Here is a 23,304-nt window from a genome sequence, read left to right as displayed (position 1 = left end):
AGGGTCGCACCGATCAGATATTGGCACCACCATCAATGGTAATGCTTGAGCCGGTGATGAAGCGGCTTTCCTCTCCAGCAAGAAATGTCACCAGAGCAGCGATGTCCTGGGCCTTGCCGAAGCGAGGAATGGCCATCAGGGCAAGCTGCGGTTCGGCGTGATCACCATGGGCCGGATTCATGTCGGTGTCGGTGGAGCCAGGCTGGACGATGTTGACAGTGATCTCTTGCGGCCCGAGATCGCGTGCCAAGGCCTTGGTCAGCCCGACCAGCGCGAACTTGCTGGTTGAATAGATACTGAGGCCGGAGAATGGCACCTGTTCTCCGAGATTGCTGCCGATGAAGATGATGCGGCCGCCCTGCCCCATCACCGCTGCTGCCGCCTTGGAGGCGACGAAGCTGGCGCGGACGTGAATGCTCATGACGCGGTCAAACTCTTCCAGCGTCGCGGTATCGATCGTATCGACCGAGAAGACGCCGGCGCTGTTGACGAGAATATCGAGACTGCCAAGCCTCGCGTGAGCCTCTGCCACGGCCGCCTCGACGGCTGCCGCATCGAGATTGTCGGCCTTGATGGCAAGCGCCCTGCGCCCGAGTTTCTCGATAGCGCTGACGACTTCCTCTGCCTTGCCGGGAGCGCTTGCATAGGTGATGGCGACATCGGCACCATCCCTGGCAAGTGCCAGCGCAATGGCCGCACCGATCCCCCGGCTACCACCGGTGACGAAAGCAACTTTATTGTTCAAGCGAGACACGACATTTCCTTTTGTAACGATCGATACATATATGTAGTCAGCATTGCCTGCCGTCGTCAATTGATTTATGTATCGAATGATACAGAAAGGAATTTCGATGTCTCAAAGAGGCCGCCCGCGCACCTTCGACAGCGATGCAGCACTGAGGCGGGCAATGCTGGTCTTCTGGGAAAAAGGCTATGAGGCGACATCCATGGCCGATCTGACGGCGGCGATGCAGATCGGTGCGCCGAGCCTTTATGCAGCCTTCGGCAACAAGGCCGATCTGTTCGCAGCAGCTCTCAAGACCTACAAGGCCGAGATCGGGCTGGAGATATGGAACGCCCTGTCAAAGGCTGTGACGGCACGGCAGGCCTTTGCCGATTTCCTGCAGCAGACTGCCCTGGCCTATGCCCAGCCGGATACGCCACGCGGCTGCATGATTGCGCTTGGTGTCCTGAATGGCGACACGGACGCCGTTTCCACCTGTGAATTGTTGCGGCATTGCCGGTTGGAAAACGCCACCCTGCTGCGCGCGCGGCTGGAGGAAGGCGTCCGCGACGGCGAGATTGCGCCTACGGCAGATTGCCAGAAAATCGCCGATTTTTATGCAACGGTCCAGCACGGCATGTCGATTACCGCGCGCGACGGCGCGACTCTGGCTTCGCTCCAAAGCACGGCAGATGCGGCAATGGCCGCCTGGGACGCACTGACCGCACCGCGATAAAGCAGGTCCCCACAGGCGCTGAATTCAGATGGCGCGGCGCAAGCCATAAGATGCGGCTCCAACCCGGGCAGTCCTTCGGACTTCGAGCATCCAGCCGATTGCCAGCTGCAGCGCACAACCGATGGCAAGCAACAACAGTTGCAGCGCGATCGGCATGCCGGGATCGAGTGTCATCAACACCACGGCACCGAACGACAGAAGGATACCGGCAGAAAAGACGGCCAGGCTGTGCCGCCCGGCGGCACAGACGAGCCTCATGGCCGGATGATCGGCGGTGGCTTTGACGGCGCGAATATTCCAGGCGAGATAAAGGATCGCCAGAACATTGATGATCCGCAAAGGGCCGTCATTGATCTTGGACACCAGCTGATGGTGAAGTTCACCAAACGGCGAATCCACGGCCCCGAGATGAAAAGCCAGATTGAGCGGAATGGCAGCGATAGCAAAAACTGCGGCGGCTGCGAATACCGGGCCATTGTAAGACAAGACGGACTGGCCGCATTTCATGCGTGCCCCCAAATATATGCCGATCACGAAGATGAACTGCCACGACAGAGGATCGAAAAACCAGGCCTCTCCTTCGAGGGCTGCGTTGGGGAAATTGATATGGCCAAGGCCCGCAACGAACCAGATGAGGCAGGAAAGCCCCAAAAGCGCACTTTTCGACCGGTCATGCAGCAGAAACGCGAAAGGAGCGATCAACAGCAGGACGACGTACATCGGCAGGATATCGAGATTGCCAGGCATATAACTCAGCGACAGGGCCTGAAGACCATGATGGAGCGGATCCAGCCAAAAATCCGTCATGTCGGCAGGCCACGCAGTCTGGTCAAAGGTTCCGATGACAAAAGCCGATATTGTCATCATGATCGCGAAAAGTATGAGATGCACGAAGTAGAGGCGCAAGGCCCGCTTCCATGGCCGCTCCAGCTGCAGGCTGGCATACGGACGATAATAGGCGAGCGCGCAGGACATGCCGGCCAATAGTACGAAGACTTCGGAGGCGTCGGAAAATCCGCGCGACTGCTGGAACGTTGGCGAAAACGTGAACTCTGCATGACCGATGAAAATGAGCAGAAGCGACAAGCCCCGCAGCAGGTCTATTCTGTTCTCCCGTTCGCCGTTCATCTCTGGGTTCCAGGTTGCCACCATCGCGGCAGGCGCGATCAACCCGTCCTAAAGCAAAACCGTTACTCTCCCGCCTGATATCACCGGTACAATTTTAGCGATTGATCATTTTAAATCGACCACTCCGTGGAGGCCGGTATCACTTTCCCTCATGCCCACCTTGTGACAGGCATCCAGCCCCGGCCGCCGCCGGGTCAACGTTCCTTTCGGCCCAATGACCTGCCGCTCATGATGCCTGGTCTTGCCGATGGACTGAACCCCGGCAAAGTCCCGGGGTTCTCCGTCCAGGCTTCTTCCGCAGTCTTACGCTGCGCGGCGTAGGTTGTACGCTGCCATCGCGAGCGCCCCCCTGCCGCTGTCGAGCTGGAACTCGGCGATCAGTTCGCGCAGGCGGCTGGCCTCGTTGGCAAGCGTAGCGCTTGCCGCGTTGGTTTCCTCGACCATGGCGGCGTTCTGCTGGGTCACCTGATCCATCTGGTTGACTGCGGTATTGACCTCGGCAAGACCGACCGACTGTTCGCGGGCCGATGTGGCAATTGCGTCCATATGCTGATTGATGGTCACGACATAGGTTTCGATGGTCTTGAGGGCATCGCCGGTTTCCCGCACCAGCTTGACGCCGCCTTCGACCTCGACGCTGGAATTGCGGATCAATTCCTTGATTTCCTTGGCAGCCCTTGCCGAGCGCTGTGCCAGTTCACGCACCTCCTGGGCAACAACGGCAAAACCCTTGCCGGCATCGCCGGCACGCGCAGCCTCGACGCCGGCATTCAACGCCAGCAGATTGGTCTGGAAGGCGATCTCGTCGATGACGCCGATGATATTGGAAATCTGGCTTGCAGAATCCTCGATCCGGCGCATTGCTTCGACCGCATTGGCAACGACTGCGCCGGACTGGGCGGCACTGGCATTGGCCTGTACCGCAACACTGCGGGCCTCGTCGGCGCGCTTGGAGGCGTTGGAGACATTGACCGTGATCTGATCAAGGGCTGCCGCGGTTTCCTCCAGCGACGCCGCCTGCTGTTCGGTGCGGCGGGACAGATCGTCCGAGCTCTGGCTGATCTCGCGTGTGCCGTCATCGATCGAACCGGCCGACTGGGTGACCGCGGTCAGCGTATTGCCCAATTGCTTGATGGCCGCGTTCAAATCGTGACGCAGAGCCTCAAAATCCGGGGCGAAGGCATCGTGGAGCTGGAAGGACAGGTCCCCGGCAGCAAGACGGCGCAGACCGGCAGCCAGGCCTGATGTCGCCTGCTGCAGACGCGCTTGCGCTGCTGCTTCGGCTTCCTGCGTCAGGCGAACACGGTCGGCTTCGGCCTGCCTCCGCGCTTCCTGCGCTTCTTGCTCCAGCCGGTGGTTGGCAATCGCAGCCTGGCGGAAAATCTCGACGGCACCGGCCATTTCGCCGATCTCATCCTTGCGGTCTGTAAAGGGGATGGTGCTCGTGGTATCGCCACCGGCAAGGCCGGTCATCGCCCGGGTGGTTGCGGCAATCGGCCTGGAGATGCCGCGCCCGACAAAATAGACGGTGAGTGCCAGCAGCAAGATCGCAACAATCACCGCCGCAATTCCAACGTTCTGCGTGCGTGCTATCATCTGTGCATTCTCTGCTTCGCCCGAGTGGCGCAGGCCGGTAAGGTCCTGTGCCAGTCCCGCCAGAAGCGGTTCCATATCTGCGAAGGCCTTGGAAACATTCAGCCGTGTGCTGCTCTCGATCCCGGCTGTCGTAGCATAGGCGTTGAATGCCGCCTGATACATTTGCAGAGCCTTCATGACGGAATCATAGGCTTCCTCTGACCCGAAACGTGCAGGTGTAAAGGAAGCAAAAACCTTGGCCTCCGCCGCATGGCCCGCCACATATTTGGCCTCGCGGCGCATGATGAAATCCTTCTCATGCCGCCGCATCGTCAGCATGCTCGCCTTCAATCCGGTGTCTTCAACATCGGTCAGCAGCTGTTCGATGGAATGCACGGCCCTGCGCATTTCGCCTTCGCGGCCCTTCGAAGGATCGAGCCCGAGCTCCGTATGGACTGCCACGAGCGACTTGAATTGATCAAGATACACATCGAGCCCGGCGCCAATGGCCTGCAGTTTCTGCTGGACCGAGGCATCTGGAACCGTCAGCCGCAACAGTTCCAGCTGTTCGCGGGTTTCAACGGAAAACTCCTCGTGGTGCAGGACGGCCTCCTCGCTCTGTTGCAGCAGGAAATCCTTTTCCGCAGCCCGCTCTTCAAGCATCTTGTTTTCAAGGACCAAGAGCGCCTTGTCCGATGCCTCAATCATGCGCTCCTTTTCCCGGAAGGATTGCTCGATTGCCTGTTCGACGATGAAAATGGCAACGATCGACAGAATGCCGGCAACAGCGATCGGGACGAGCAGGCCAATCTTGTGGGACAACCTAAGACGCATAGGGACTCCATATTGCCCGGCCAGACTGGCCGGGACGCAAACAGTGTGAAAAAATCTGGATATATGCCTGATCCCGTGATGCGGGATGGGCCTTGGAACATGCCGGTGAAGCGAACTCTTCAAGCAAATTCACCGGTGCTGCATGCCCGGTATCGCACATCCGAAAATGTGTGACGTAAGGCTCGCCGGATTAGGGCGCGCCAATTAAATATCGGTAAAAAACCCATACACCTTTACTGGTGAATACCGCGCAGCAGACTGGACCTTTTGTCCGCCGCATCCCTTACGGACTGGCTGGGCAGCCTCTTTCGGCACTATTTGAGCGTAGCCGGCCGCATGGCCCTTGCCATCACGGGCCTGACGCGCCATGAGAACCCATGTCAAACGAACCAAAAACCTCCGTCCGTCTCGATCAGCTGCTTTTGAACCTGGGGCTTGTCGCCAGCCGTTCGCGCGCGCGCGATGCGATCCAGCGTGGCACCGTCACCGTCAATGGCCGTGTCGTCACCAAGGCAAGCTCCACCTTTCCCGAGGATGTGACGATCGCCATCGACGATCCGGTCCAGCCCTATGTTTCGCGCGCGGCGCTGAAGCTGAAAGCGGGACTTGAACATTTCAAACTTTCGCCGGAAGGCCTGGACTGTCTGGATATCGGCGCCTCGACCGGCGGCTTTACCGAAGTCCTGCTGCACGCGGGTGCTGAGCACGTCATCTCCATCGACGTCGGCCATGGCCAGTTTCATCCACGCCTGGACGCCGATCCCCGCGTCACCAATATCGAGGGCCTGAATGCCCGCGTGCTGGATGAGGATCACCTGGAAGACCGCGAGATCGGTTTCGTCGTTTCCGACGTCTCGTTCATCTCGCTGAAACTGGCACTGCCGCCCGCGCTCGATCTCGCGGCACCCGGCGCCCATTGCATCCTGCTCGTCAAGCCGCAGTTCGAAGCCGGCCGCGAGGCGATCAGCAAGGCTGGCCTGCTCAAGGACCCTACAACCGCGCCTGCGGTTGCAGCCGAGTTGGAACGCTGGCTCGTCGAGGACATGGGCTGGACGAGCCTTGGCCTCATCCCCTCGCCGATCTCAGGCGGTGACGGCAACGAGGAATATCTGCTGGCCGGTTACAAGCCTCTGGATGACGATGCGGACGAAGACGCATGAGCACGGAAACGCTGACCATCGAGAAGCTGGGCCAGTCGGGCGACGGTATCACCAGAGGTCCATTCGGCCCTGTCTATGTATCGTTTACACTGCCGGGCGAAACCGTGGCGCTGGCGGTCAACCGCGACAAGGGCACGGTCATGTCGATGTCCGAGATCTCGCCCGAGCGTGTCGAGCCGAAATGCCGGCATTTCGGACCGGACGGCGAGAACGGCACCTGCGGCGGCTGCAGCCTGCAACATGCCAGCGACAGCCTTTACCAGCACTTCAAGCGGCAGCTGGTTCTCGACGCGTTGAAATCGAAAGCGTTGCAGGCCGAGGTCGCGCCGCTGGTGCTTGCCTATCCCGGTGAGCGGCGGCGCACGGTGTTCACCGCCCGGCGCACCGAAAAGGAACTGCTGCTTGGTTACAACCAGGCCGAAAGCCATCACATCGTGGCGATATCGGAATGTCCCATCGCAAGCCCCGGCATCGTGTCGCGGCTTGCAACCATCCGGACGATTGCCAACGCCATGGCCGTCAATGCCGAGCCGTTCCGCATCACCGTGCTTGAAACGCTCTCCGGCCTTGATCTGGCCTTCGACGGCATCAAGAAAATGGACGACCGGCAGCGGCGCATGGCGGTGGAGACTGTTCTCGGCCTGAAGAGCATTGCCCGCCTCAGCCTCAATGGCGAAATCCTCGTCGAACCCGTCAAGCCGGTGATCGATTTCGGGGGTGTTTCCGTCTCCCCGCCGCCCGGCAGTTTCACCCAGGCGACGAAACCCGCCGAAGAGGCGATGGCGGAGCTGGTGATGGCGCATCTCGGCAAATCGAAACGCGTCGTCGATCTTTTTGCAGGCTCCGGCACATTCTCGCTGCGTATCGCCCGCAAGGCGCGCGTTCACGCCGTCGAAGGTGAAGACAAGCCGCTGAAGGCGCTGGATTTTGCGGCGCGCAACACCCAAGGCCTGAAGCCCGTTACCGTCGAGAAACGCGATCTCTTCCGCCGCCCGATGATGGCTTCGGAACTGAAGGCCTATGACGCGATCGTCTTCGACCCGCCGCGCGCGGGTGCCGAAGTCCAGACGAAGGAAATGGCGCGCTCCGGCGCCAAGAAGATCGTCGCCGTTTCCTGCAATCCGGTGACGCTGGTGCGCGACCTGCGCATTTTGGTTGATGCCGGATACCGGATCACCTCGGTGACGCCGATCGACCAGTTCCTCTGGTCATCGCACGTGGAAGTCGTGGCAACGCTGGAAAAGTGAATATGGAGCGGATCCGGAGACGTCAGGTCTTCGGATTGCGCCTTGTATCCAGCACCTTGCGCAGGCTTTCAATAGCTGGAAGCGCTTCGATAATCCCCGCCATCGCGATTTCACCGGCGATGCCGGCGAGTTCCGGTCCGAGAGCCTTGATTGCCGCATCGCGGGCAGCCCTGCCCTCTTCTGTCAATGAAACCCGCTTCGAGCGGCCATCATGCGCATCCGGTGCGATAGCGATGAAACGCTTACCCTCAAGATGGCCGAGCGTATTGGTCATGGCGCCCTTGGTCACCTGCATAGCCTGCGCAATCGACAAAGGCGTGCGCCCATCCCCCAACCGGACGAGATGATTGAGCACAACGAATTGCGGCAAGGTCATGCCCGCAGGCATAACCTTCTCAAAGGCAGTGGCTGACAATTGCGCGACGATGCCGATTTCGTTGAGGAACCGGAACAGCGTTTGCAGATCGTTTTCGCTTGCCGTCATACGCTCCTGATCCGGGTATCCACGGGCCAGCGGGGTGCGCCCTCAACGGCCGGACCGTAACCGAGACGCGCAAACATTTGAAGCGTTTCATTGTCCCGCACCACAAGCGCTTCACGCATGGCAAGAAAGAGCGGACGCATTTCTGCGAATTCCTGCAGTGCCTGGCTGAGCGGGTGCATCGACACGCCCGCCGCTGTCGCAGCCAGGTTGAGGCGGATGTAATCGCGCCCGGCGGCGATCTGATCGGCGCGGCTGTTTCCGGCGGTCTTCAACCACAGGAATGCCCTCGCCGTATCGACCGGCTCCTTCAAGACCGGAATCTGCTGCTGGAACGCCGTTGACGTCTGGTCGAGCATGGCTTGGCGCGACAGGAGGCCGGCCATCGACAGTCCCTCGATCAACGGACCGGACAGATCAATACCATCCGGATTGGCTTCGATCGCGGTGCGGCCGACCCGGACGAGATCGATACTCTCTTTCAGCGTCCTCGGCGTGGTGATCTCCGTATGATAGGCGTCCCACGCAAGTCTTCGCAACGCTGCAACCCGGGCGGGATCATTGGTATAGGCAATAGATGCGGTGCGGGCGGCTGAAGCGATCTCAACCAGCTTGCCGGCAGCGACGGGCCGGGCGGTATCATAGGGCTCCTTGTTCGAACGGCGCGACAGGACCTGTGCGAACAGCGGATCTGCTTTGATCGCATCATCCTGAACAAGCCGGATGTGGGCTACCGGGCGGGCATCCAGCCGGGGTTGTGGCTCGCCCTCGGGAAACAGCGTGATCTCGGCATGATAACCTTCTTCAGCGGCCGCTTGTGCCAACAGTTCGAGGAAGCAGCCAAGGCCAATGGTGATCTGCCGGTCATACGGGTCAGTTTGCGGCAGGCGGCGATCGCTTTGGCAATAGAGCGTGATTTCGTCGCTGGTTGACAGGTTGGCAAGCCAGGGCTGCCGGTTGTGCGGGTTGGGCGCCAATATGGCGAAGGACAACAGCCTGCGCCGCAGATCGGTTTCCCCCTGACCTGCATCCTGCCACGGCCTTCTTGCCGCAAGCGGATCGCGGGTGGCTGCCCAGAGGCCACCACTCGCCGCCGCCAACACCACGCCTCCCCCGACTATGTTGATAAACCGCCGCCGTGTCACTGCCATACCAACCTCCATTTGGTTTAATGGAGAACTATATAGTTTAATATGAAACTATATTCAAGACGGATCGCGGATGCGGCTGAATACACAAACACCCGCACCGGAGGACCGGTGCGGGTGTTTTCAGATACGATCGCTTCGCTGATCAGGCGGCGCGGCGGGCGTAGTTTGCGTGCCTTACAACCGGAGCCGACGACTGCGTGTCACCCATGTTGAACTGCGCGAGCAGGTCGTTGAGCGCTGCCGCTTCCGAGGCAAGGCCATGGCTTGCTGCGGTCTGTTCCTCGACCATGGCGGCATTCTGCTGGGTGCCCTGGTCCATCGTGTTGACCGCCGTGTTGATCTCCTGCAACCCGGTCGATTGTTCGCGGGTGGAGGTGACGATGGCGCTGATATGCGTGTTGATTTCCTGAACCTCGGAGACGATGGCTTCCAACGACTGGCCGGTTTCGCCGACCAGTGTCACACCGGCACGGACCTGATCGCCCGAGGTGGTGATCAGTGCCTTGATCTCCTTGGCCGCATTGGCCGAGCGCTGGGCAAGCTCGCGCACTTCCTGAGCAACGACGGCGAAACCCTTACCGGCATCGCCTGCACGGGCGGCCTCGACGCCAGCATTCAGGGCCAACAGGTTGGTTTGGAACGCGATATCGTCGATGACGCCGATGATGTTGGAAATCTCGCCGGAGGATTTTTCGATACCCTGCATGGCGTTAACGGCATTGCGGACCACTTCACCGGACTTTTCGGCACCGGCGCGGGTGCGGGCAACCAGCTGGCCGACCTCTTCGGCGCGGCGGGCGCTGTCCTTGACCGTCGTGGTGATCTGCTCGAGAGCTGCGGCTGTCTCTTCGACGGAAGCTGCCTGCTGTTCGGTGCGGCGGGCAAGATCGTCGGCGGCCGTGCGGATTTCCATGGCACCGGCATCGATGGCGCGAGCATTGGCGCCAACGGCCTGCAGCGTCTGGTGCAGCTTGGTCACCGAATTGTTGAAGTCGGCGCGCAGACGATCGAGATGCATGACGAACGGAACCGAGATGCGGTATCCGAGATCGCCATCGGCAAGACGGCCAAGACCGGTTGCCAAGGCCTCGACGGCCTGCTGGATGTCGGCGGTTTCTTTTGCCTTCAACGCTTCGCGCTCGCGGCGCTCCTGCTCAGACAGCGAACGGCCGGTTTCGGCTTCGCCTTCGAGGCGCGCGCGCTCGATGGCGTTGGCGCGGAAGACGGCAACGGCAGCGGCCATCGAACCGATCTGGTCGCGGCGTTCCTGGCCGGGAATGTCGGCCTCCAGGTCACCGGCGGCAAGATGCTCCATGGCGCCGGTCATATCGGTGACCGGGCGGATGACGAGACGGCTGAGCAGGGTTGCGAGGAAGGCGATCATCACACCGACGGCCAGAAGCGTGGCAACGGTGGCGGCAATCCGGAACTTGCCGATGGCGGAATAGGCGACGTCGGCATCGACGACGAAACCAACATACCATTCAACCGTTGGCAGACCGGCGACGGGTACGAAGCTGACGAGCTGCGGCTTGCCGTCCAGCTCGGTCTGCATAATCGTCGAAGCGATCGAAGGTGTCTCCACCGGGAAAGCATCGGCGAGTGTCTTGGTGACCAGCTTGGCATCCGGATGAACCAGGATCTGGCCGGATTTGTTGACGAGGAAGGCAAAGCCTTCGCCGCCGACATCGATGTCCTTGACCATCGAGACCAACGTCTTCAGCGAGAAATCGCTGCCGGCAACGCCGATCAGCTTGCCATCTTTCTTGACCGGCGCTGCAGCGCTGATGATGAGATCGCCGCTCGATGCATCGATATAGGGGTCGGTCAGCACATTGCCACCAGCCTTGACAGCATCCTGATACCATGGGCGTTTGCGCGGATCGTAGCCTTCCGGCATCGGGTTAATCGGCCACGTGGTGAATTTTCCGGTTTCGTCGCCGACATAGGTGCTGATGAACTCCTTGACGAGTACATCGTTGTTGAGCGTGGCTTCGAGCCCGGCCTGATCGGCGGTGTCTCCTGCAGCATCAGCCACCATCGCAGTGAGCGTGACGCGGCCGTTCAGCCAGTTGGCAACACTCTGGGCGGCCTGCTTGCCGGAGGAAGAAATGTTCTCCTCGACGGCGCGGGTCGTCGTGTCATGCTGGAGGCTGTCGATATAGACGGAAAAGCCGGCAAAGGCGGCAACGACGACAAGGGACGCGGCGACAAGGATACGCGTCATGAGATTGGATCTTTTCAAGGCAGACTTCCCTAATGCGCACCGGCGATGACGCCGGGCGGAGGCTTGAACGTATCCGCGCGCGGGACCGGCGGCCGGCGCTATAGCGCGAGACCGTTCCAGAATGCGGGGATGGGATGACATGCCACGGGGGCGCAGACGGCGCGCCTCATGCGCCCGGCAAAGGCCGGCAGACTGGGCCCCTGATTGCCCGGACCATACGGATGGCCACTTAAAGCAGGGTTAAATTTTCATTGCAGGAAAAGTGAGGGCTTTAAGGGTTCTTCGCCGGTTTCAGCGCGGAAAGCGGCGGTGATTTCTTCAGACCCCAGGCAGTCGCCAGATGCATGGACGAGGAAATACCGGCGTCCAGCATGTAGGGGCCGGGCGTATCCGCCTTGACCCGCGATGACGGCCGCGGCTTCAGCGGCGTTCCGTGGCCCATGCCGTCGATCAGGTAGAGTTCGACGGCAAGCTTGCCGGAGGCATCCTTCCAGACGCGGTGAAGGTGGCCATCGACTTCGTTTTGCGCGTAGGCGCCGCTGTCCAGGTCATGCACATCCAGCCATTGCTGCACGAGCGCATCCGCATTGTTGAGGGATACCGTGTGATCCTTGGTTCCATGCCAGATCGATACGGTGGGAAAACCGCGCACCACCGGCGATGCGGCCCGCACGAGATCACCCCATTCCTGACCGGACCGTTCCGGTGCGGACTTCATCGCGGCCAGCGCCCGGTGCACGTCACGCGCGGCGCCATAGGGCAGCCCGGCGATAACGCCGCCACCGCGAAAGATATCCGGGTAGGTTGCAAGCATCGCCGCAGTCATCGCCCCGCCCGCGGACAGGCCGGTGACGAAGACACGCTTGTGGTCGATGCCGTGCGCCGACGCCATCTTCGCGACCATCTGGCGGATCGACATCACCTCGCCGCGGTCGCGTGTGACATTGCTCGGGCGGAACCAGTTGAAACAGAGATTGGCATTGTTGGAACGCTTCTGCTCGGCATAGACGACGGCAAAACCGCGTTCCCGAGCCAAAGTCGACCAGCCGCTGCCCTTATCATAGGCTTCGGCGCTCTGGTGACAGCCATGCAGGACGACAACGAGCGGCGACTTTTTCGGCAGGTCCGCCGGCACGTAGCGAAACATCCGCAGACGGCCGGGATTGCTGCCGAAAGCCTTGACCTCTTCCAGACGGGTGGTTGAGCGCGGCATTGCGGTTGGCCGTGCTGACGGCAGCTTGGTGGAGGCTGGGGACGCGAGCGCCTTGCGCGTGACCTTGACGGCCTTGGCAATGGTCTTCTCCCAACGCCGATGTTGCTTGAACATATCGGACAGGGAAAACATGAAACGAGACCGCATGGACGAATCCTCGGTTGGCGGCATGCCTCCGATGCCGAAATTCCTCCACGCACAGAGATTATATGGGCCTGTCCCGCGATCCGGCAAGGTTGTGAGGGATTATTCCTACGGTCGGCTTCCGGCGCGGAGTACCCCCCTCTGTCACTTCGTGACATCTCCCCCACAAGGGGGGGAGATCATTCTTTTCCCAAAAAGCCTAAAAGCCTGCGGCTAATCTCCCCCCTTGTGGGGGAGATGTCGGCGTCGCCGACAGAGGGGGATGCGGAAAGCACTAAACTTAATCTTTGAAGCCCAATCAACGCCGCATGAAAGCCTCGAAAGCAGCGCGGGCTTCGGCACTCTTCAACTGCGCGGCAAAATGTTTGGCCTCCTCGTCGATTCGCGCCAGCACATCGGAGCGGTCACCCCGAATAAGGTCGCGGGCGATGCGCAGGGCTTCCGGTGGCTTTTTCGCCAGGCTTGCGGCCAGCGCCAGCACCTCCTCCTCGATGGCATCGGCACCGGCGATCTTCCAGATCAGCCCCGCTTCCTGCGCCTCTGCGGCGGTGAAGGGTTCACCGGCGGCGAGAAGCGCAAAGGCGCGCTGATGACCGGCGATGCGCGGCACGATCAGGCTGGAGGCTGCCTCCGGCACCAGGGCCAGATCGACGAAGGGCGTCTTGAAGGTCGAGCGCTCAGAGGCGATCGTCAGATCGCAATGGAGATGGATGGTCGTGCCGATGCCGATCGCCAGGCCATCGACGCCGGAAACAACAGGTTTCGCCGCACTCGCCAGCGCCTTCAGGAACTCGATGACTTCCTGCCCCATCGATCCGCCCATGGCAAAGGCCATGAAATCAGCCATGTCGTTACCGGCCGAAAAGCAGCCTTCGGTGCCGAGAAAAGCCGTGACGCGGATGGCCTCGTCGGTTCCGGCGACAGTAAGTGCATTGGCCATCTTCGCGTACATCGCCCGGGTGATGGCGTTCTTTTTGGCCGGCCGGTTGAAGCGGATGACCTGAACGCCCGCATAGGCCTCGGGCCGCTCGATCAGCACATCATCGGTCATGGTCATCTCCTTTGATCAGGCCAGTGTTCAATTAGGCAAGAGCGATACGGGCGCTGGCAAGGCTTGCTGCACCGGTGACAATGCTGTCTTTGAGCGCGCGCGTTTCGGATAGAAGGTTTTCAGCGGCAAACCGGCAGAGCGCGATGCGGACATCGCGGCCACCGTCGTCCACCTCTGCCAATCCGCCCTTGGCGAGATAGACACCCGTCAATGTCAAGCCGAACAGCCGCTGATAGGCGGTGGCACCGGAAAGCGCTTCGGCGGATTTGCCTTCGGCAAGACGCGCCAAAAGCCATTCCGTCGTCTCTTCCAGATCGGCGATCGCATCATCGAGACGGCTGCCGGTTTCCCCGAAATCGGCAAGATTGGAGGAACCGGCCTCTTCAGCCACCGCCTTCAACTCGGCAATGAAGCCGCGCACATGGCCGCCATCCGACAGGGGCAGCTTGCGGGTGACGAGATCGATCGCCTGAATGCCGTTGGTGCCTTCATAGATCGGCGCGATCCGGGCATCGCGCAGATAGCGCGCCGCACCGGTCTCCTCGATGAAGCCCATGCCGCCATGTACCTGGATGCCCATGGAGGCAGCATCGACGCCGACATCGGTGCCGAAGGACTTGGCGATCGGCGTCAGGAGACTGGAGCGTTCCTGCCAGTGACGGGCCTCGTCGCCTTCAGAGACATGCGCCCGATCGACCGCATGGGCGCAGCTCAGCGCGATGGCGCGGGCGCCCTGTGTCAGCGCCTTCATGGTCAAAAGCGTGCGGGCGATATCCGGGTGCTCGATGATCGGGCTCATACCCGTGCCCTTCCAGCCCGGCGCCTTGCCCTGCGTGCGCTCGCGGGCATAGTTCAAAGCATGCTGGGTGGCAGCATCGGCCATCGCCACGCCCTGGATACCGACGGCAAGACGGGCATTGTTCATCATCGTGAACATGCAGTTGAGGCCCTTGTTCTCCTCGCCGATGAGATAACCGACGGCGCCCTTGTCATCACCGAAGCGGCCATCGCCATAGACCATGGTGCAGGTCGGCGAGGCATGGATGCCAAGCTTGTGCTCCAGCGAATGGCAGAACAAATCATTGCGGGCGCCGAGCGAACCATCCGCGTTAACGAGGAATTTCGGCACCAGGAACAGCGAGATGCCGCGCGTCCCTTCGGGAGCCCCGGCGATCCGCGCCAGCACCAGGTGAATGATATTGTCTGTAACCTCATGATCGCCCCAGGTGATGAAGATCTTCTGGCCGAAAATCCGGTAGGTGCCATCGTCCCGGCGCTCGGCACGGGTCTTGAGCACGCCGAGGTCGGAACCGGCATGCGGCTCGGTCAGGTTCATCGTGCCGGTCCATTCACCCGAGATCATCTTGGTGAGGAAGGTGGCCTTGAGTGCCGGTGACCCATGTTTTTCAAGCGCATCAACGGCGCCCATGGTCAGCATCGGGGCCAGAGCGAAGGCCATCGAGCCGGCATTCCAGAATTCCATGGCGGCAATATGCAGCATATGCGGCAGCGCCTGGCCGCCGAATTCTTCCGGGGCCGTCAGGCTGTTCCAGCCGCCGGCCGCCCAGTCGCGATAGAGACCGGCCCAGCCGTCCGGCACCTGCACCTTGCCATCAACGAGCTTCGAGCCCTGTCGATCGCCGACATCGGCCAGCGGTGCCACTTCTTCGGTGGCAAAGCGCCCAGCTTCACCAACGATCGCATCAACGAGATCCTCGTCGAGGTCGCCGAAAATACCTGCAGCCAGATCCTCGCCAAGCCCGGCCACATGCTTCAGCGTGAACAGAACTTCGTCAACCGGCGCCTTGTACATATTGGTCTCCTCCCGCACTTACATGATAACATTGCTGCATGGCAGTCCAGCAGCGGCGTCGTCGTTGGACCGAGAAATTATTGATTTTTACGTAAACGTCAATATTCGATCTGCTCACGCTCTCCCTGCCCTTCAGATCGCACCGTAACAAAACTGTCATGAAACCCGCATACAGCGAAGTCTGGCCCTTTGCCGGAACAATGCAGCATGAACCTGATCTCGTCCGAAATACCGGGGCTCGTCTGGGCCTATCGCTTCCTGCCGGGCGACAGCCGCTGCGTGCGGATCGCCGCTGATTCGTCCATCGACGCTCTGATGGAAGGCGACGGCTGGGTGTGGCTGCATCTGGCACTGAGCGATGCGCGCACCCCCGGCCTGATCGAACGCATCACCACCTTGCCCGCAAATGCGCTTTCAACGCTGACCAGCCATGACACGCAAGCGGCAGTGACGATATCCGACGATATCGTCTATGGCACACTGGTCGATTTCGAACGCACGTTCGATACGGAGACGAAAACCATTGGCTGGCTGCATTTTGCCGTCACCGAAAAAATCATCATTACCACGCGGCTGCACCCGCTGCGCAGTATCGACAGGGTCAAGGCCGCAATTGAAAAGAATGCCCGCTGCGGCCGGCCGATCGATCTGTTCGAGATGATGGTGGTCGAATTCCAGCGCACGCTGATCAGCCTGGTTCTGGAATTAACGGAAGACCTCAACATCATCGAGGATGATGTTTATGGCGAGGCCGGGCATAATCATCAGCCGCGGCTGGCGCCGCTGCGACGCACCGCCGTTCGGCTGCACCGGCATTTGCGCACATTGCTGGCGCTGCTACGCCGGGCTGGAACCTCTGAGGAGGACGAAGTGCCGGAAGGCTTCATTGACGTTGCCGAACGCCTGTCTGACAGGCTGGAAGCGGTCGACCGCGATGTCTTCGCGTTGCAGGAACGCGCCCGCCTGTTGCATGAAGAGATCGACAGCAAGCTGTCGTCAGAGACAAACCGCCATCTCTACATCCTGTCGCTGATGACGGCCTTCCTCCTGCCGCCGACGCTTGTCACCGGCTTTTTCGGCATGAACACCAGCGGCCTGCCTTTTGCCGAAGGCATTCACGGCACCCTTCTGGCAGGTTTCCTGATCATGATGTCGATGGGCGTGGCCTGGACGATATTGAAGCGGATCGGAATTCTCTGACAAAAAAAGCCGGAGACGAGGTCCCCGGCCGATAGTCTGTGCTGATCAACGCGTCCCGTCAGTAGGGTGAATTGCACTGCCTGCGTGGGCCGTTGTTCGGCTGATAGGTATTGTCGTAAGCACGGTAGCTGCGATAGCGATTGTAGCACCACTCGACATGGCTGCCGCCATACCGGACTGGCGGCTGGGCAATAGCCCCACCGATCACGGCACCGGCGGCAAAGGCACCCAGCGGGAACCAGAAGCCGTTATATTCGCGGTATCCGGGGCGATAATAGTTATAGCCGCGATGACCGTTGTAATAAGAATATCCGCCATGGCGATAATAGCCATGCCTGTTGTTATTGTAGTAGCGCCTGTTGTTGTTGTAGCGCGGCCGGTTGTTGTAGTGGCGCTCACCGTAGCGATTATATTGCACGGCTTCAACATTCGACCGTTCAGCGGCGACCGGAACCGGGATCTGGGTAAAGGCCTGCGATGGCGTAAACGACGTTGCCAGCAAAACGGCAGACAGCGCCAACGATGCCACCTTTAATTTGAAAACACCCATGCGGGGCTCCTCCATCAACTGCTTTCGGACAATATTGTCTTGCCGGTAGAACGCTTTGCGCCTGGTTTTGTTCCACGGCACCACAACTAAGCATGTCCGGCGCACACGCGCCAGATGTGTTATGCCCGGGTCGCGGTGAAGAGGTTTGAGGCTTAATCCTCCGTTAACCATCTTTGCGCACCCTCTTCAGATGGAAAAGCGCCGGACAGCACGCTTGGGCAAGTTTTTCCGCCTCGCCGCTTGCCTCGGCGTCGCGCTGTTTTCTGGCGGCGGCCTGATCCCCAAAACACTGGCCCGCGACGTCACCCCGTGGAAATCACCGGACCATGCCCTGGTGATCGACGCCTACGAACTCAACATTATCGACTGGGATGCAATGCTGAAGGACAAGCGCATTGCCGGTTTCATCTCCAAGGCATCCGACGGACTACCGGAAAGCTTTGCCTGTACCGGCGATCACGCGGGCGACACGGTGGCCCACTGCAAGACGATGTGGCGCAAATATGCCGTCAGCCGCGAACTTTACCAGACACGGCGGCTGATTGCCCGGGCAAGCGGCCTGCTCTGGGGGGCCTACCATCTCGCCCGTCCCGGCAATCCAGTCGACCAGGCCAATCACTTCCTCGACTATGCCCAGCCGCGCGACGACGAACTGATGGTGCTCGATATCGAGGGGATCGACCCGGAAAAATACATGTCGCTGGAGGATGCGGCCATTTTCGCCGGTCATATCAGGACCCGCACCGGCCGTTACCCGATGCTCTACACCAATCACGCCACTGCCAGATATATTGCTGCCAATCGCGACCGCTTCCCGATCCTGTCGCGTCTGCCGCTCTGGTATGCCCGTTACAAGCCAGGAATCCGCAATGTCTTTCCGATGGGAAACTGGGATAGCTACGCGCTCTGGCAGTTCTCAGCAGCATCCAACTGCGGCAAGCGGCGCTGCCCCTATCGCGTCGCGGGGACGTTGACGGATATCGACGTCAACGTCGCAGCGATGAGTGCCACGGCGCTCAAGGCGGTCTGGGCCAAGGGCGAACTGCTGCCGGAAAAACCGTTGGAAAGACCGGTCATGATCGCCTCGGGCAAAGCAGTTTCTTTTTCGGGCGCTGGCATAGGCGTCGATATGACCGTGACGGGATCGATCGCCAAAATGTCAATTCCGCTCGGCCTTCGCTAGAAATCGCCATTGCGATGCCGCCACGAATTTACCATAAGGCTGGAAATGCCGTGTCGGGGGTAGCCTGTTTACCTCTTTGCCGTATGAGAACCTGAAACCAAGGCAATGACACTGCACATGATGGGCAGATGACCGAAAAAATCGTAATCAGCAGCAACCGCACCGAACCGGTGCCGGTGCTTGAAACAGGCAGCATGTTTATCCTGAACAAGGGGATCACGCTCAGCACGGCTGCGACTGCCATTCTGGCCACCGGCACAGCGACGGCGCGTGACTTCTATATCAACGGCACGGTGCTTTCGGCATCCGGATATGCTTTCCAGTTCGGCACGACCGCGGTGGCTGATAGCAAGAGTACGTTCGTCGTCAGCAAATCAGGAAATGTTTCCGGCAAGGGATATGGCCTGAGGATCGATAGCGGCGGCCTGGAACTGATCAATGACGGCACCGTCGCTGCACGCCTGACTGCGGTCACGGCTGCTGGACAGGCCACCAAACTCGTCAATACCGGCCTGATCGAATCCACGGCCGGCATCGCCATCGCCTCTTCCGGCAGCAGCGCCGAAATCATCAACCATGGAACGGCGCGCGCAGCGTCGAATGCGGTGACCCTGAGCGGCGCCTCGGCACTTTTGACCAACAATGGTGAACTTCGCTCCGACAAGGCCTCGGCGATCGTTTCCAGCGGCAAGGCTGCGGTGTTGACCAATCACGGTACCGCGACCGGTTATGGAACAACCATCTCCTCTTCCGGTGCCAACGCGACGATCACCAATGATGGGGCAGTCATCTCGGCGAAGGCTGGCGCGATCCTCGCAACCGGCATTGCGGCCATCATCACCAATAGCGGCACGGTCACGGCACTGAAGAACGCGATCACAGTTGCTGGTGATGGCGGAACGATCACCAATAACGGCCTGATCAAGACCTCCGGATACGCCATTGCGGTCTCGGCCGACGATACGATCATTACCAACAATAAGACGATCACGGCAGGCGGCGGTATCAAGGTGGCCGGAGCCGGCGAGACGGTGACCAATTACGGCACCGTCACCGGCACGGTTGCATCGCTGGCCACGATCGATTTTTCCGGTGCGAGCAAAGCAATCCTGCAAAACAGCGGCCTGATCAAATCGGCTGGAACCGCATTTCTGGGCGGCAATAGTGCGGATACGCTGTTCAACAAAGGCACGATCACTGGCGCGATCAAGCTCGGCAACGGCAACGACTATTTCGACGGCACGGGCGGCAAGGTCAACGGCACGATCTACGGCGGCAACGGCAACGACGTCTATGTGATCAGCGATGCCAAGATCAAACTCTCGGAGGCTGCCCGCGGCGGCACCGATCTCGTCAAAACAATGGTTTCCTTTACGCTCGGCAACTACTTCGAAAACCTGACGCTGAACGGCACGGCGGCCATCAATGGCACCGGCAATGCGCTGGCAAACCAGTTGCACGGCAATAACGGCAAGAACATTATCGACGGCAAGGCAGGCAATGACATGATCTGGGGTCATGGCGGCGCCGATATCCTGACCGGCGGCGCCGGCGCCGACCAGTTCGTCTTTGCCACCGGAGACGGCAAGGACACGATCACAGACTTTGCCGCCACCGGTTCAAGCCACGACATCCTCGACCTCAGCGGCCTGGCCAGCATCACCGATTACAAGGATCTGGTGCAGCACCACATGAAGCAGGTCGGCAAGGACGTCTTCATCGATGGACTGCACGGCGATAGTATCCTCTTGAAGAATGTGAAGATGGCCGCACTGGATGCCGGTGATTTTCTGTTCTGAGGGATAAGGGCGGGGCACTGAGCAGTGCGCCGCGCCAACTGGTTTCCGCCCCCAAAACGATCCGGCCACGGCTTCCATCGCCACGTCTGCGGGTTTTTCAGGCCAGAATACACCTGTTGCAGACGTTCAGCCTCCTGTCAGCCGGCGAGCGCAAGAGAAGGGAATAGTCATCATCCCTGCCTTGATTGCCGGAGCCTGTTTTGAATTTTCGCTCTATCAAGCGGCCCACCATGGGCAGCATACCGCTCAGCCTGCTGGTCGTCCTCTTCATCCTGAGCCTCCAGAATTTGACGTTCTGGAATGAAGCCTTCTATGTGTTCGGCGGCTTCCACCTGGGCTTCTATACGTTCGTGGCGGCCATCGCCCTGCTTGTCTTCGCAGGCGTCGTGCTGTTCTCGGTCAAGTACCTGATCAAACCGTTTCTGGTCTTCCTCCTGATCGCTGGTGCGATGGCCTCCTACTACACGGATTTCTTCGGTGTGGTGATCGACAAGGAAATGATCCGCAACGCCGTGGTAACAACGCCGGCGGAAGCCGGCCCTCTGATCACGGTCACGTTCGTCCTGCATGTCTTCTTCTACGGAATTGTGCCGGCCATTTTGGTCTGCCTGACACGGATCACTCACCGTCCTTTCATCGGCAAGTTCTTTGTCAACCTCGCGGTCATTTCCATCTGCCTGTCCCTGTGCATCGGGCTGATTGTCTCGAACTATTCGGGAATTTCTTCGAATATCCGCGAACATCGCGACATGATGGCGAAGCTGACGCCGTTTGCAGCCATCACCTCCGCGATCGGCCTTGGGGTCAGCACCTATCGCGATATCGGCATCGTGCGGGCTCCGCTCGGCACAGACGCCAAACTCGGCCCCATGTACGCGCAAACGAAGAAACCTGTCGTCACCATCATCGTCGCTGGCGAAACTGCCCGGGCCATGAACTTTTCGCTCAATGGCTATGACAGGGAGACCAATCCGGAACTGAAAACGCTTGGCGTGACGAATTTTACCAAGACGACCAGCTGCGGAACCGCAACGGCCGTTTCGCTGCCTTGCATGTTTTCCGTCTATGGCAGGCAAAACTATTCCGACCGCAAGGCCCGCTCTACCGATACGCTGATGGATGTTCTGCGCCGCGCTGGTGTTGACGGCTATTGGTGGGACAACAATACCGGCAGCAAGGGCATTGCCGATCTCGTCAGCTTTGCCAGCCTGACCAAGCAGAAGAACAGCCCGCTGTGCAAGGACGATGGATGCCTGGACGATATTTTCCTCGGCAAACTCGATGAAAAACTTGCCGGCATCACCAAGAATACCGTCATCGTTCTGCACCAGCTCGGCAGCCATGGCCCGGCCTATTATCAGCGCTATCCGGAAAAATTCCGCCGCTTCACGCCCGATTGCCGCACCGCGCAGCTCTCCGACTGTTCACGCGAGGAGATCGTCAATGCCTATGACAACTCGATCCTCTACACCGATCATAACCTCGCCGAAGTGATCAAGCTTCTGAAGAAGCATCAGGGCACTGTCGATGGCGCGATGATCTACATGTCGGACCACGGCGAGTCGCTCGGCGAGAACGGCTTGTTCCTTCATGGCGCGCCTTACATGTTCGCGCCAGCGGAGCAGACGCACGTACCCTTCATCGCCTGGTTCTCAGACCAGTATGCTCAGCTGACAAACCTCGATCGGAGCTGCCTCCAAACCTATGCCGACGCCCCGACTTCGCATGACAACCTGTTTCATACCGTCCTGGGAATGATGAACGTCATCACCAAGGTCTACAATCCGGCGCTTGACGTGTTTGCAGCCTGCCGCTCGGCCGCAGTGGCAAACCCGGTCGTGCCGGAATCCTGATCCAGGGGTATTTCAGCCGATAGACGAACTCGGCCGCGTCGGCCTTTCAGGGCATGCCCCTTGTACGATTGGCTGCTCCTCACGCCCGGCCGGGCGTGAGGAGCAGCGGCCGTTCAAACTGCGTATTTACAGACCGTCATGCCTCGATTTGCACGTCCCCGATCGGGCGCGAACAGCAGGCGAGGATGTAGCCCTCATCGATTTCATCATCGAGGATGCCGCCATTGTGGTTCATCTCGACCTCGCCCGAAATCTTCATCACCCGGCAGGTGCCGCACAACCCGCCCTCGCAGGCAGCCCCGATACGCACACCTGCGGCGCGCGCCGTTTGCAGGATGGTCTGGCCGGGCTGGCACTTGGCGTCCTTGCCCGCCATCGTAAACGTGATGGTGGACACAGCGGAAGCATCCGCCTCGCCCGCACCGGCCCGGATGGCAAGCTCGGCCGGATCCGGCGCGCTGGCTGGCTGAAAGCTCTCCTCATGATAGCGGTTCATGTCGAAGCCGACGCTTTCCAGCATCGATTTGACGCCGCGCATGAACGGCTCGGGACCACAGCAGAAGACGGTGCGGTCGCGGAAATCCGGCGCCAGCAGTGCCAGCTTGGACGTCTCGATGCGGCCGCGCAGCCCGTGCCAGCTGTGACGCGGCGCATGGGTCTCGACGATGAAGCCGAGATTGAGGTTCGGCATGTTGCGCGAGATGTTTTCCAGCTCGTCGCGGAACAGCAGATCATCCGGCTGGCGGGCGCAGGACAGGAACGAGACATCCGTCTGCGGCGCGCAATCGGCCATCCAGCGGGTCATCGACATCATCGGCGTGATCCCGGAACCGGCGGAGATGAACAGATATTTTTCACCGGGATGACGCACGAAGGAAAAATCGCCGAGCGGCCCGAAAGCCTTCAGCTTCATGCCCGGCTTTAGGTGGTCGAACATCCAGCGTGTACCAATGCTGGATGCCTGGGCCTTGACGGTCACGGCCACCGAAAACGGCCGCGACGGCGTCGAGGACAGGGTGTAGGTGCGCATCACCGGATCGTCCGGCGTCACCGGCAGTTCGAGTGTGACGAACTGGCCCGGCAGATAACGGAACCAGCTGTCCTTGTCCGCCTTGAAGCCGAACGTCATCACGTCCGGCCCTTCCGCGGTAACGGAAATGCACTCCAGCAATTGCTGGCGATCGTTGAACGGCTGCAGCTCGTCGAAGTGCCGGAAGGAGGAAACAATCGTCATG

At 60.2% G+C, this 23,304-nt stretch carries 18 protein-coding genes; 7 read left to right on the top strand and 11 right to left on the bottom strand.

Features of this window, described 5'->3' with window-relative positions; all coding sequences use genetic code 11:
- Window positions 1-13 precede the first annotated feature (13 nt).
- Window positions 14-754, bottom strand: a complete 741-nt coding sequence (locus tag ASC96_RS19795) for an SDR family oxidoreductase (RefSeq protein ID WP_060504835.1) — start codon at window positions 752-754, stop codon at window positions 14-16.
- 97 nt (window positions 755-851) lie between these two features.
- Here ASC96_RS19795 and ASC96_RS19790 point away from each other — a divergent pair, with 97 nt between their 5' ends.
- Complete coding sequence (locus ASC96_RS19790; RefSeq protein ID WP_060504834.1) at window positions 852-1,460, top strand: TetR/AcrR family transcriptional regulator; 609 nt, start codon at window positions 852-854, stop codon at window positions 1,458-1,460.
- Between the two features lie 24 nt (window positions 1,461-1,484).
- On the opposite strand, the gene opgC is transcribed toward ASC96_RS19790, so the two are convergent.
- Together opgC and ASC96_RS19780 are read right to left on the bottom strand one after the other, a co-directional pair.
- Window positions 1,485-2,588: an OpgC domain-containing protein gene (gene opgC, locus ASC96_RS19785; protein WP_162246374.1), complete on the bottom strand. Its 1,104-nt coding sequence runs from the start codon at window positions 2,586-2,588 to the stop codon at window positions 1,485-1,487.
- A gap of 303 nt (window positions 2,589-2,891) precedes the next feature.
- Window positions 2,892-4,997 (bottom strand): HAMP domain-containing methyl-accepting chemotaxis protein, encoded by a 2,106-nt coding sequence (locus tag ASC96_RS19780; protein ID WP_244482196.1) that lies wholly within the window; start codon window positions 4,995-4,997, stop codon window positions 2,892-2,894.
- A 377-nt stretch (window positions 4,998-5,374) separates the two neighbouring features.
- Here ASC96_RS19780 and ASC96_RS19775 point away from each other — a divergent pair, with 377 nt between their 5' ends.
- Complete coding sequence (locus ASC96_RS19775; protein ID WP_060504832.1) at window positions 5,375-6,157, top strand: TlyA family RNA methyltransferase; 783 nt, start codon at window positions 5,375-5,377, stop codon at window positions 6,155-6,157.
- Window positions 6,154-7,404, top strand: a complete 1,251-nt coding sequence (locus ASC96_RS19770) for a class I SAM-dependent RNA methyltransferase (protein WP_060504831.1) — start codon at window positions 6,154-6,156, stop codon at window positions 7,402-7,404. Before ASC96_RS19775 ends, ASC96_RS19770 begins: the two co-directional genes overlap by 4 nt.
- A 22-nt stretch (window positions 7,405-7,426) precedes the next feature.
- On the opposite strand, the gene ASC96_RS19765 is transcribed toward ASC96_RS19770, so the two are convergent.
- From ASC96_RS19765 to ASC96_RS19740, 6 genes are all read right to left on the bottom strand, one after another.
- Window positions 7,427-7,888, bottom strand: coding sequence for a MarR family transcriptional regulator (locus ASC96_RS19765; protein WP_060504830.1), 462 nt, complete (start codon window positions 7,886-7,888; stop codon window positions 7,427-7,429).
- Window positions 7,885-9,036 (bottom strand): twin-arginine translocation pathway signal protein, encoded by a 1,152-nt coding sequence (locus tag ASC96_RS19760; protein ID WP_244482194.1) that lies wholly within the window; start codon window positions 9,034-9,036, stop codon window positions 7,885-7,887. Before ASC96_RS19760 ends, ASC96_RS19765 begins: the two co-directional genes overlap by 4 nt.
- Window positions 9,037-9,178: 142 nt before the next feature.
- The gene (gene mcpU / locus ASC96_RS19755; protein ID WP_060504829.1) at window positions 9,179-11,263 is read right to left on the bottom strand and encodes a methyl-accepting chemotaxis protein McpU; all 2,085 of its coding nucleotides are present in this window, start codon (window positions 11,261-11,263) and stop codon (window positions 9,179-9,181) included.
- Window positions 11,264-11,534: 271 nt separating this feature from the next.
- Entirely contained in the window at window positions 11,535-12,623 is a 1,089-nt protein-coding gene (locus tag ASC96_RS19750; protein ID WP_060504889.1) for a PHB depolymerase family esterase, read from the bottom strand.
- A gap of 295 nt (window positions 12,624-12,918) precedes the next feature.
- Window positions 12,919-13,671 carry a crotonase/enoyl-CoA hydratase family protein gene (locus tag ASC96_RS19745; protein WP_060504828.1) on the bottom strand — a complete coding sequence of 251 codons (753 nt, stop codon included), beginning with the start codon at window positions 13,669-13,671 and terminating at the stop codon, window positions 12,919-12,921.
- A 31-nt stretch (window positions 13,672-13,702) separates the two neighbouring features.
- Complete coding sequence (locus ASC96_RS19740; protein WP_060504827.1) at window positions 13,703-15,484, bottom strand: acyl-CoA dehydrogenase; 1,782 nt, start codon at window positions 15,482-15,484, stop codon at window positions 13,703-13,705.
- 207 nt (window positions 15,485-15,691) lie between these two features.
- On the opposite strand from ASC96_RS19740, the gene ASC96_RS19735 reads away from it, so the two are divergent.
- Window positions 15,692-16,684: a transporter gene (locus ASC96_RS19735; RefSeq protein ID WP_060504826.1), complete on the top strand. Its 993-nt coding sequence runs from the start codon at window positions 15,692-15,694 to the stop codon at window positions 16,682-16,684.
- Window positions 16,685-16,742: 58 nt separating this feature from the next.
- Here the strand turns inward: ASC96_RS19735 and ASC96_RS19730 are convergent, their stop codons facing one another.
- The gene (locus ASC96_RS19730; protein WP_060504825.1) at window positions 16,743-17,234 is read right to left on the bottom strand and encodes a BA14K family protein; all 492 of its coding nucleotides are present in this window, start codon (window positions 17,232-17,234) and stop codon (window positions 16,743-16,745) included.
- Between the two features lie 190 nt (window positions 17,235-17,424).
- Between ASC96_RS19730 and ASC96_RS19725 the strand changes: the two genes are divergently transcribed.
- The 3 genes from ASC96_RS19725 to ASC96_RS19715 all read left to right on the top strand — a co-directional run bounded on the left by ASC96_RS19725 (window position 17,425) and on the right by ASC96_RS19715 (window position 22,069).
- Window positions 17,425-18,417 carry a GH25 family lysozyme gene (locus ASC96_RS19725; RefSeq protein WP_060504824.1) on the top strand — a complete coding sequence of 331 codons (993 nt, stop codon included), beginning with the start codon at window positions 17,425-17,427 and terminating at the stop codon, window positions 18,415-18,417.
- 128 nt (window positions 18,418-18,545) lie between these two features.
- Window positions 18,546-20,216: a calcium-binding protein gene (locus ASC96_RS19720; RefSeq protein WP_060504823.1), complete on the top strand. Its 1,671-nt coding sequence runs from the start codon at window positions 18,546-18,548 to the stop codon at window positions 20,214-20,216.
- A gap of 200 nt (window positions 20,217-20,416) precedes the next feature.
- Window positions 20,417-22,069 (top strand): phosphoethanolamine--lipid A transferase, encoded by a 1,653-nt coding sequence (locus ASC96_RS19715; RefSeq protein ID WP_244482192.1) that lies wholly within the window; start codon window positions 20,417-20,419, stop codon window positions 22,067-22,069.
- Window positions 22,070-22,205: 136 nt separating this feature from the next.
- On the opposite strand, the gene ASC96_RS19710 is transcribed toward ASC96_RS19715, so the two are convergent.
- On the bottom strand, window positions 22,206-23,303 hold the full coding sequence (locus tag ASC96_RS19710; protein WP_060504821.1) for a hybrid-cluster NAD(P)-dependent oxidoreductase: 1,098 nt from the start codon (window positions 23,301-23,303) through the stop codon (window positions 22,206-22,208).
- Window position 23,304 lies beyond the last annotated feature (1 nt).

The sequence above is a fragment of the Rhizobium sp. Root1204 genome (assembly GCF_001424965.1).
In the GTDB taxonomy this organism is placed as follows: domain Bacteria; phylum Pseudomonadota; class Alphaproteobacteria; order Rhizobiales; family Rhizobiaceae; genus Pararhizobium.
This window is presented reverse-complemented; position numbering and strand designations above follow the sequence as displayed.

Bases quoted from the DNA above. Each gene is read 5' to 3' on its own strand.
- ASC96_RS19750 (WP_060504889.1), bottom strand. From the start codon at position 12,623: ATGCGGTCTCGTTTCATGTTTTCCCTGTCCGATATGTTCAAGCAACAT.
- ASC96_RS19725 (WP_060504824.1), top strand. From the start codon at position 17,425: ATGGAAAAGCGCCGGACAGCACGCTTGGGCAAGTTTTTCCGCCTCGCC.
- ASC96_RS19775 (WP_060504832.1), top strand. From the start codon at position 5,375: ATGTCAAACGAACCAAAAACCTCCGTCCGTCTCGATCAGCTGCTTTTG.
- ASC96_RS19745 (WP_060504828.1), bottom strand. From the start codon at position 13,671: ATGACCGATGATGTGCTGATCGAGCGGCCCGAGGCCTATGCGGGCGTT.
- ASC96_RS19770 (WP_060504831.1), top strand. From the start codon at position 6,154: ATGAGCACGGAAACGCTGACCATCGAGAAGCTGGGCCAGTCGGGCGAC.
- ASC96_RS19720 (WP_060504823.1), top strand. From the start codon at position 18,546: ATGACCGAAAAAATCGTAATCAGCAGCAACCGCACCGAACCGGTGCCG.
- ASC96_RS19730 (WP_060504825.1), bottom strand. From the start codon at position 17,234: ATGGGTGTTTTCAAATTAAAGGTGGCATCGTTGGCGCTGTCTGCCGTT.
- mcpU (WP_060504829.1), bottom strand. From the start codon at position 11,263: ATGACGCGTATCCTTGTCGCCGCGTCCCTTGTCGTCGTTGCCGCCTTT.
- ASC96_RS19740 (WP_060504827.1), bottom strand. From the start codon at position 15,484: ATGTACAAGGCGCCGGTTGACGAAGTTCTGTTCACGCTGAAGCATGTG.
- ASC96_RS19760 (WP_244482194.1), bottom strand. From the start codon at position 9,036: ATGGCAGTGACACGGCGGCGGTTTATCAACATAGTCGGGGGAGGCGTG.
- ASC96_RS19710 (WP_060504821.1), bottom strand. From the start codon at position 23,303: ATGACGATTGTTTCCTCCTTCCGGCACTTCGACGAGCTGCAGCCGTTC.
- ASC96_RS19765 (WP_060504830.1), bottom strand. From the start codon at position 7,888: ATGACGGCAAGCGAAAACGATCTGCAAACGCTGTTCCGGTTCCTCAAC.
- opgC (WP_162246374.1), bottom strand. From the start codon at position 2,588: ATGAACGGCGAACGGGAGAACAGAATAGACCTGCTGCGGGGCTTGTCG.
- ASC96_RS19780 (WP_244482196.1), bottom strand. From the start codon at position 4,997: ATGCGTCTTAGGTTGTCCCACAAGATTGGCCTGCTCGTCCCGATCGCT.
- ASC96_RS19735 (WP_060504826.1), top strand. From the start codon at position 15,692: ATGAACCTGATCTCGTCCGAAATACCGGGGCTCGTCTGGGCCTATCGC.
- ASC96_RS19790 (WP_060504834.1), top strand. From the start codon at position 852: ATGTCTCAAAGAGGCCGCCCGCGCACCTTCGACAGCGATGCAGCACTG.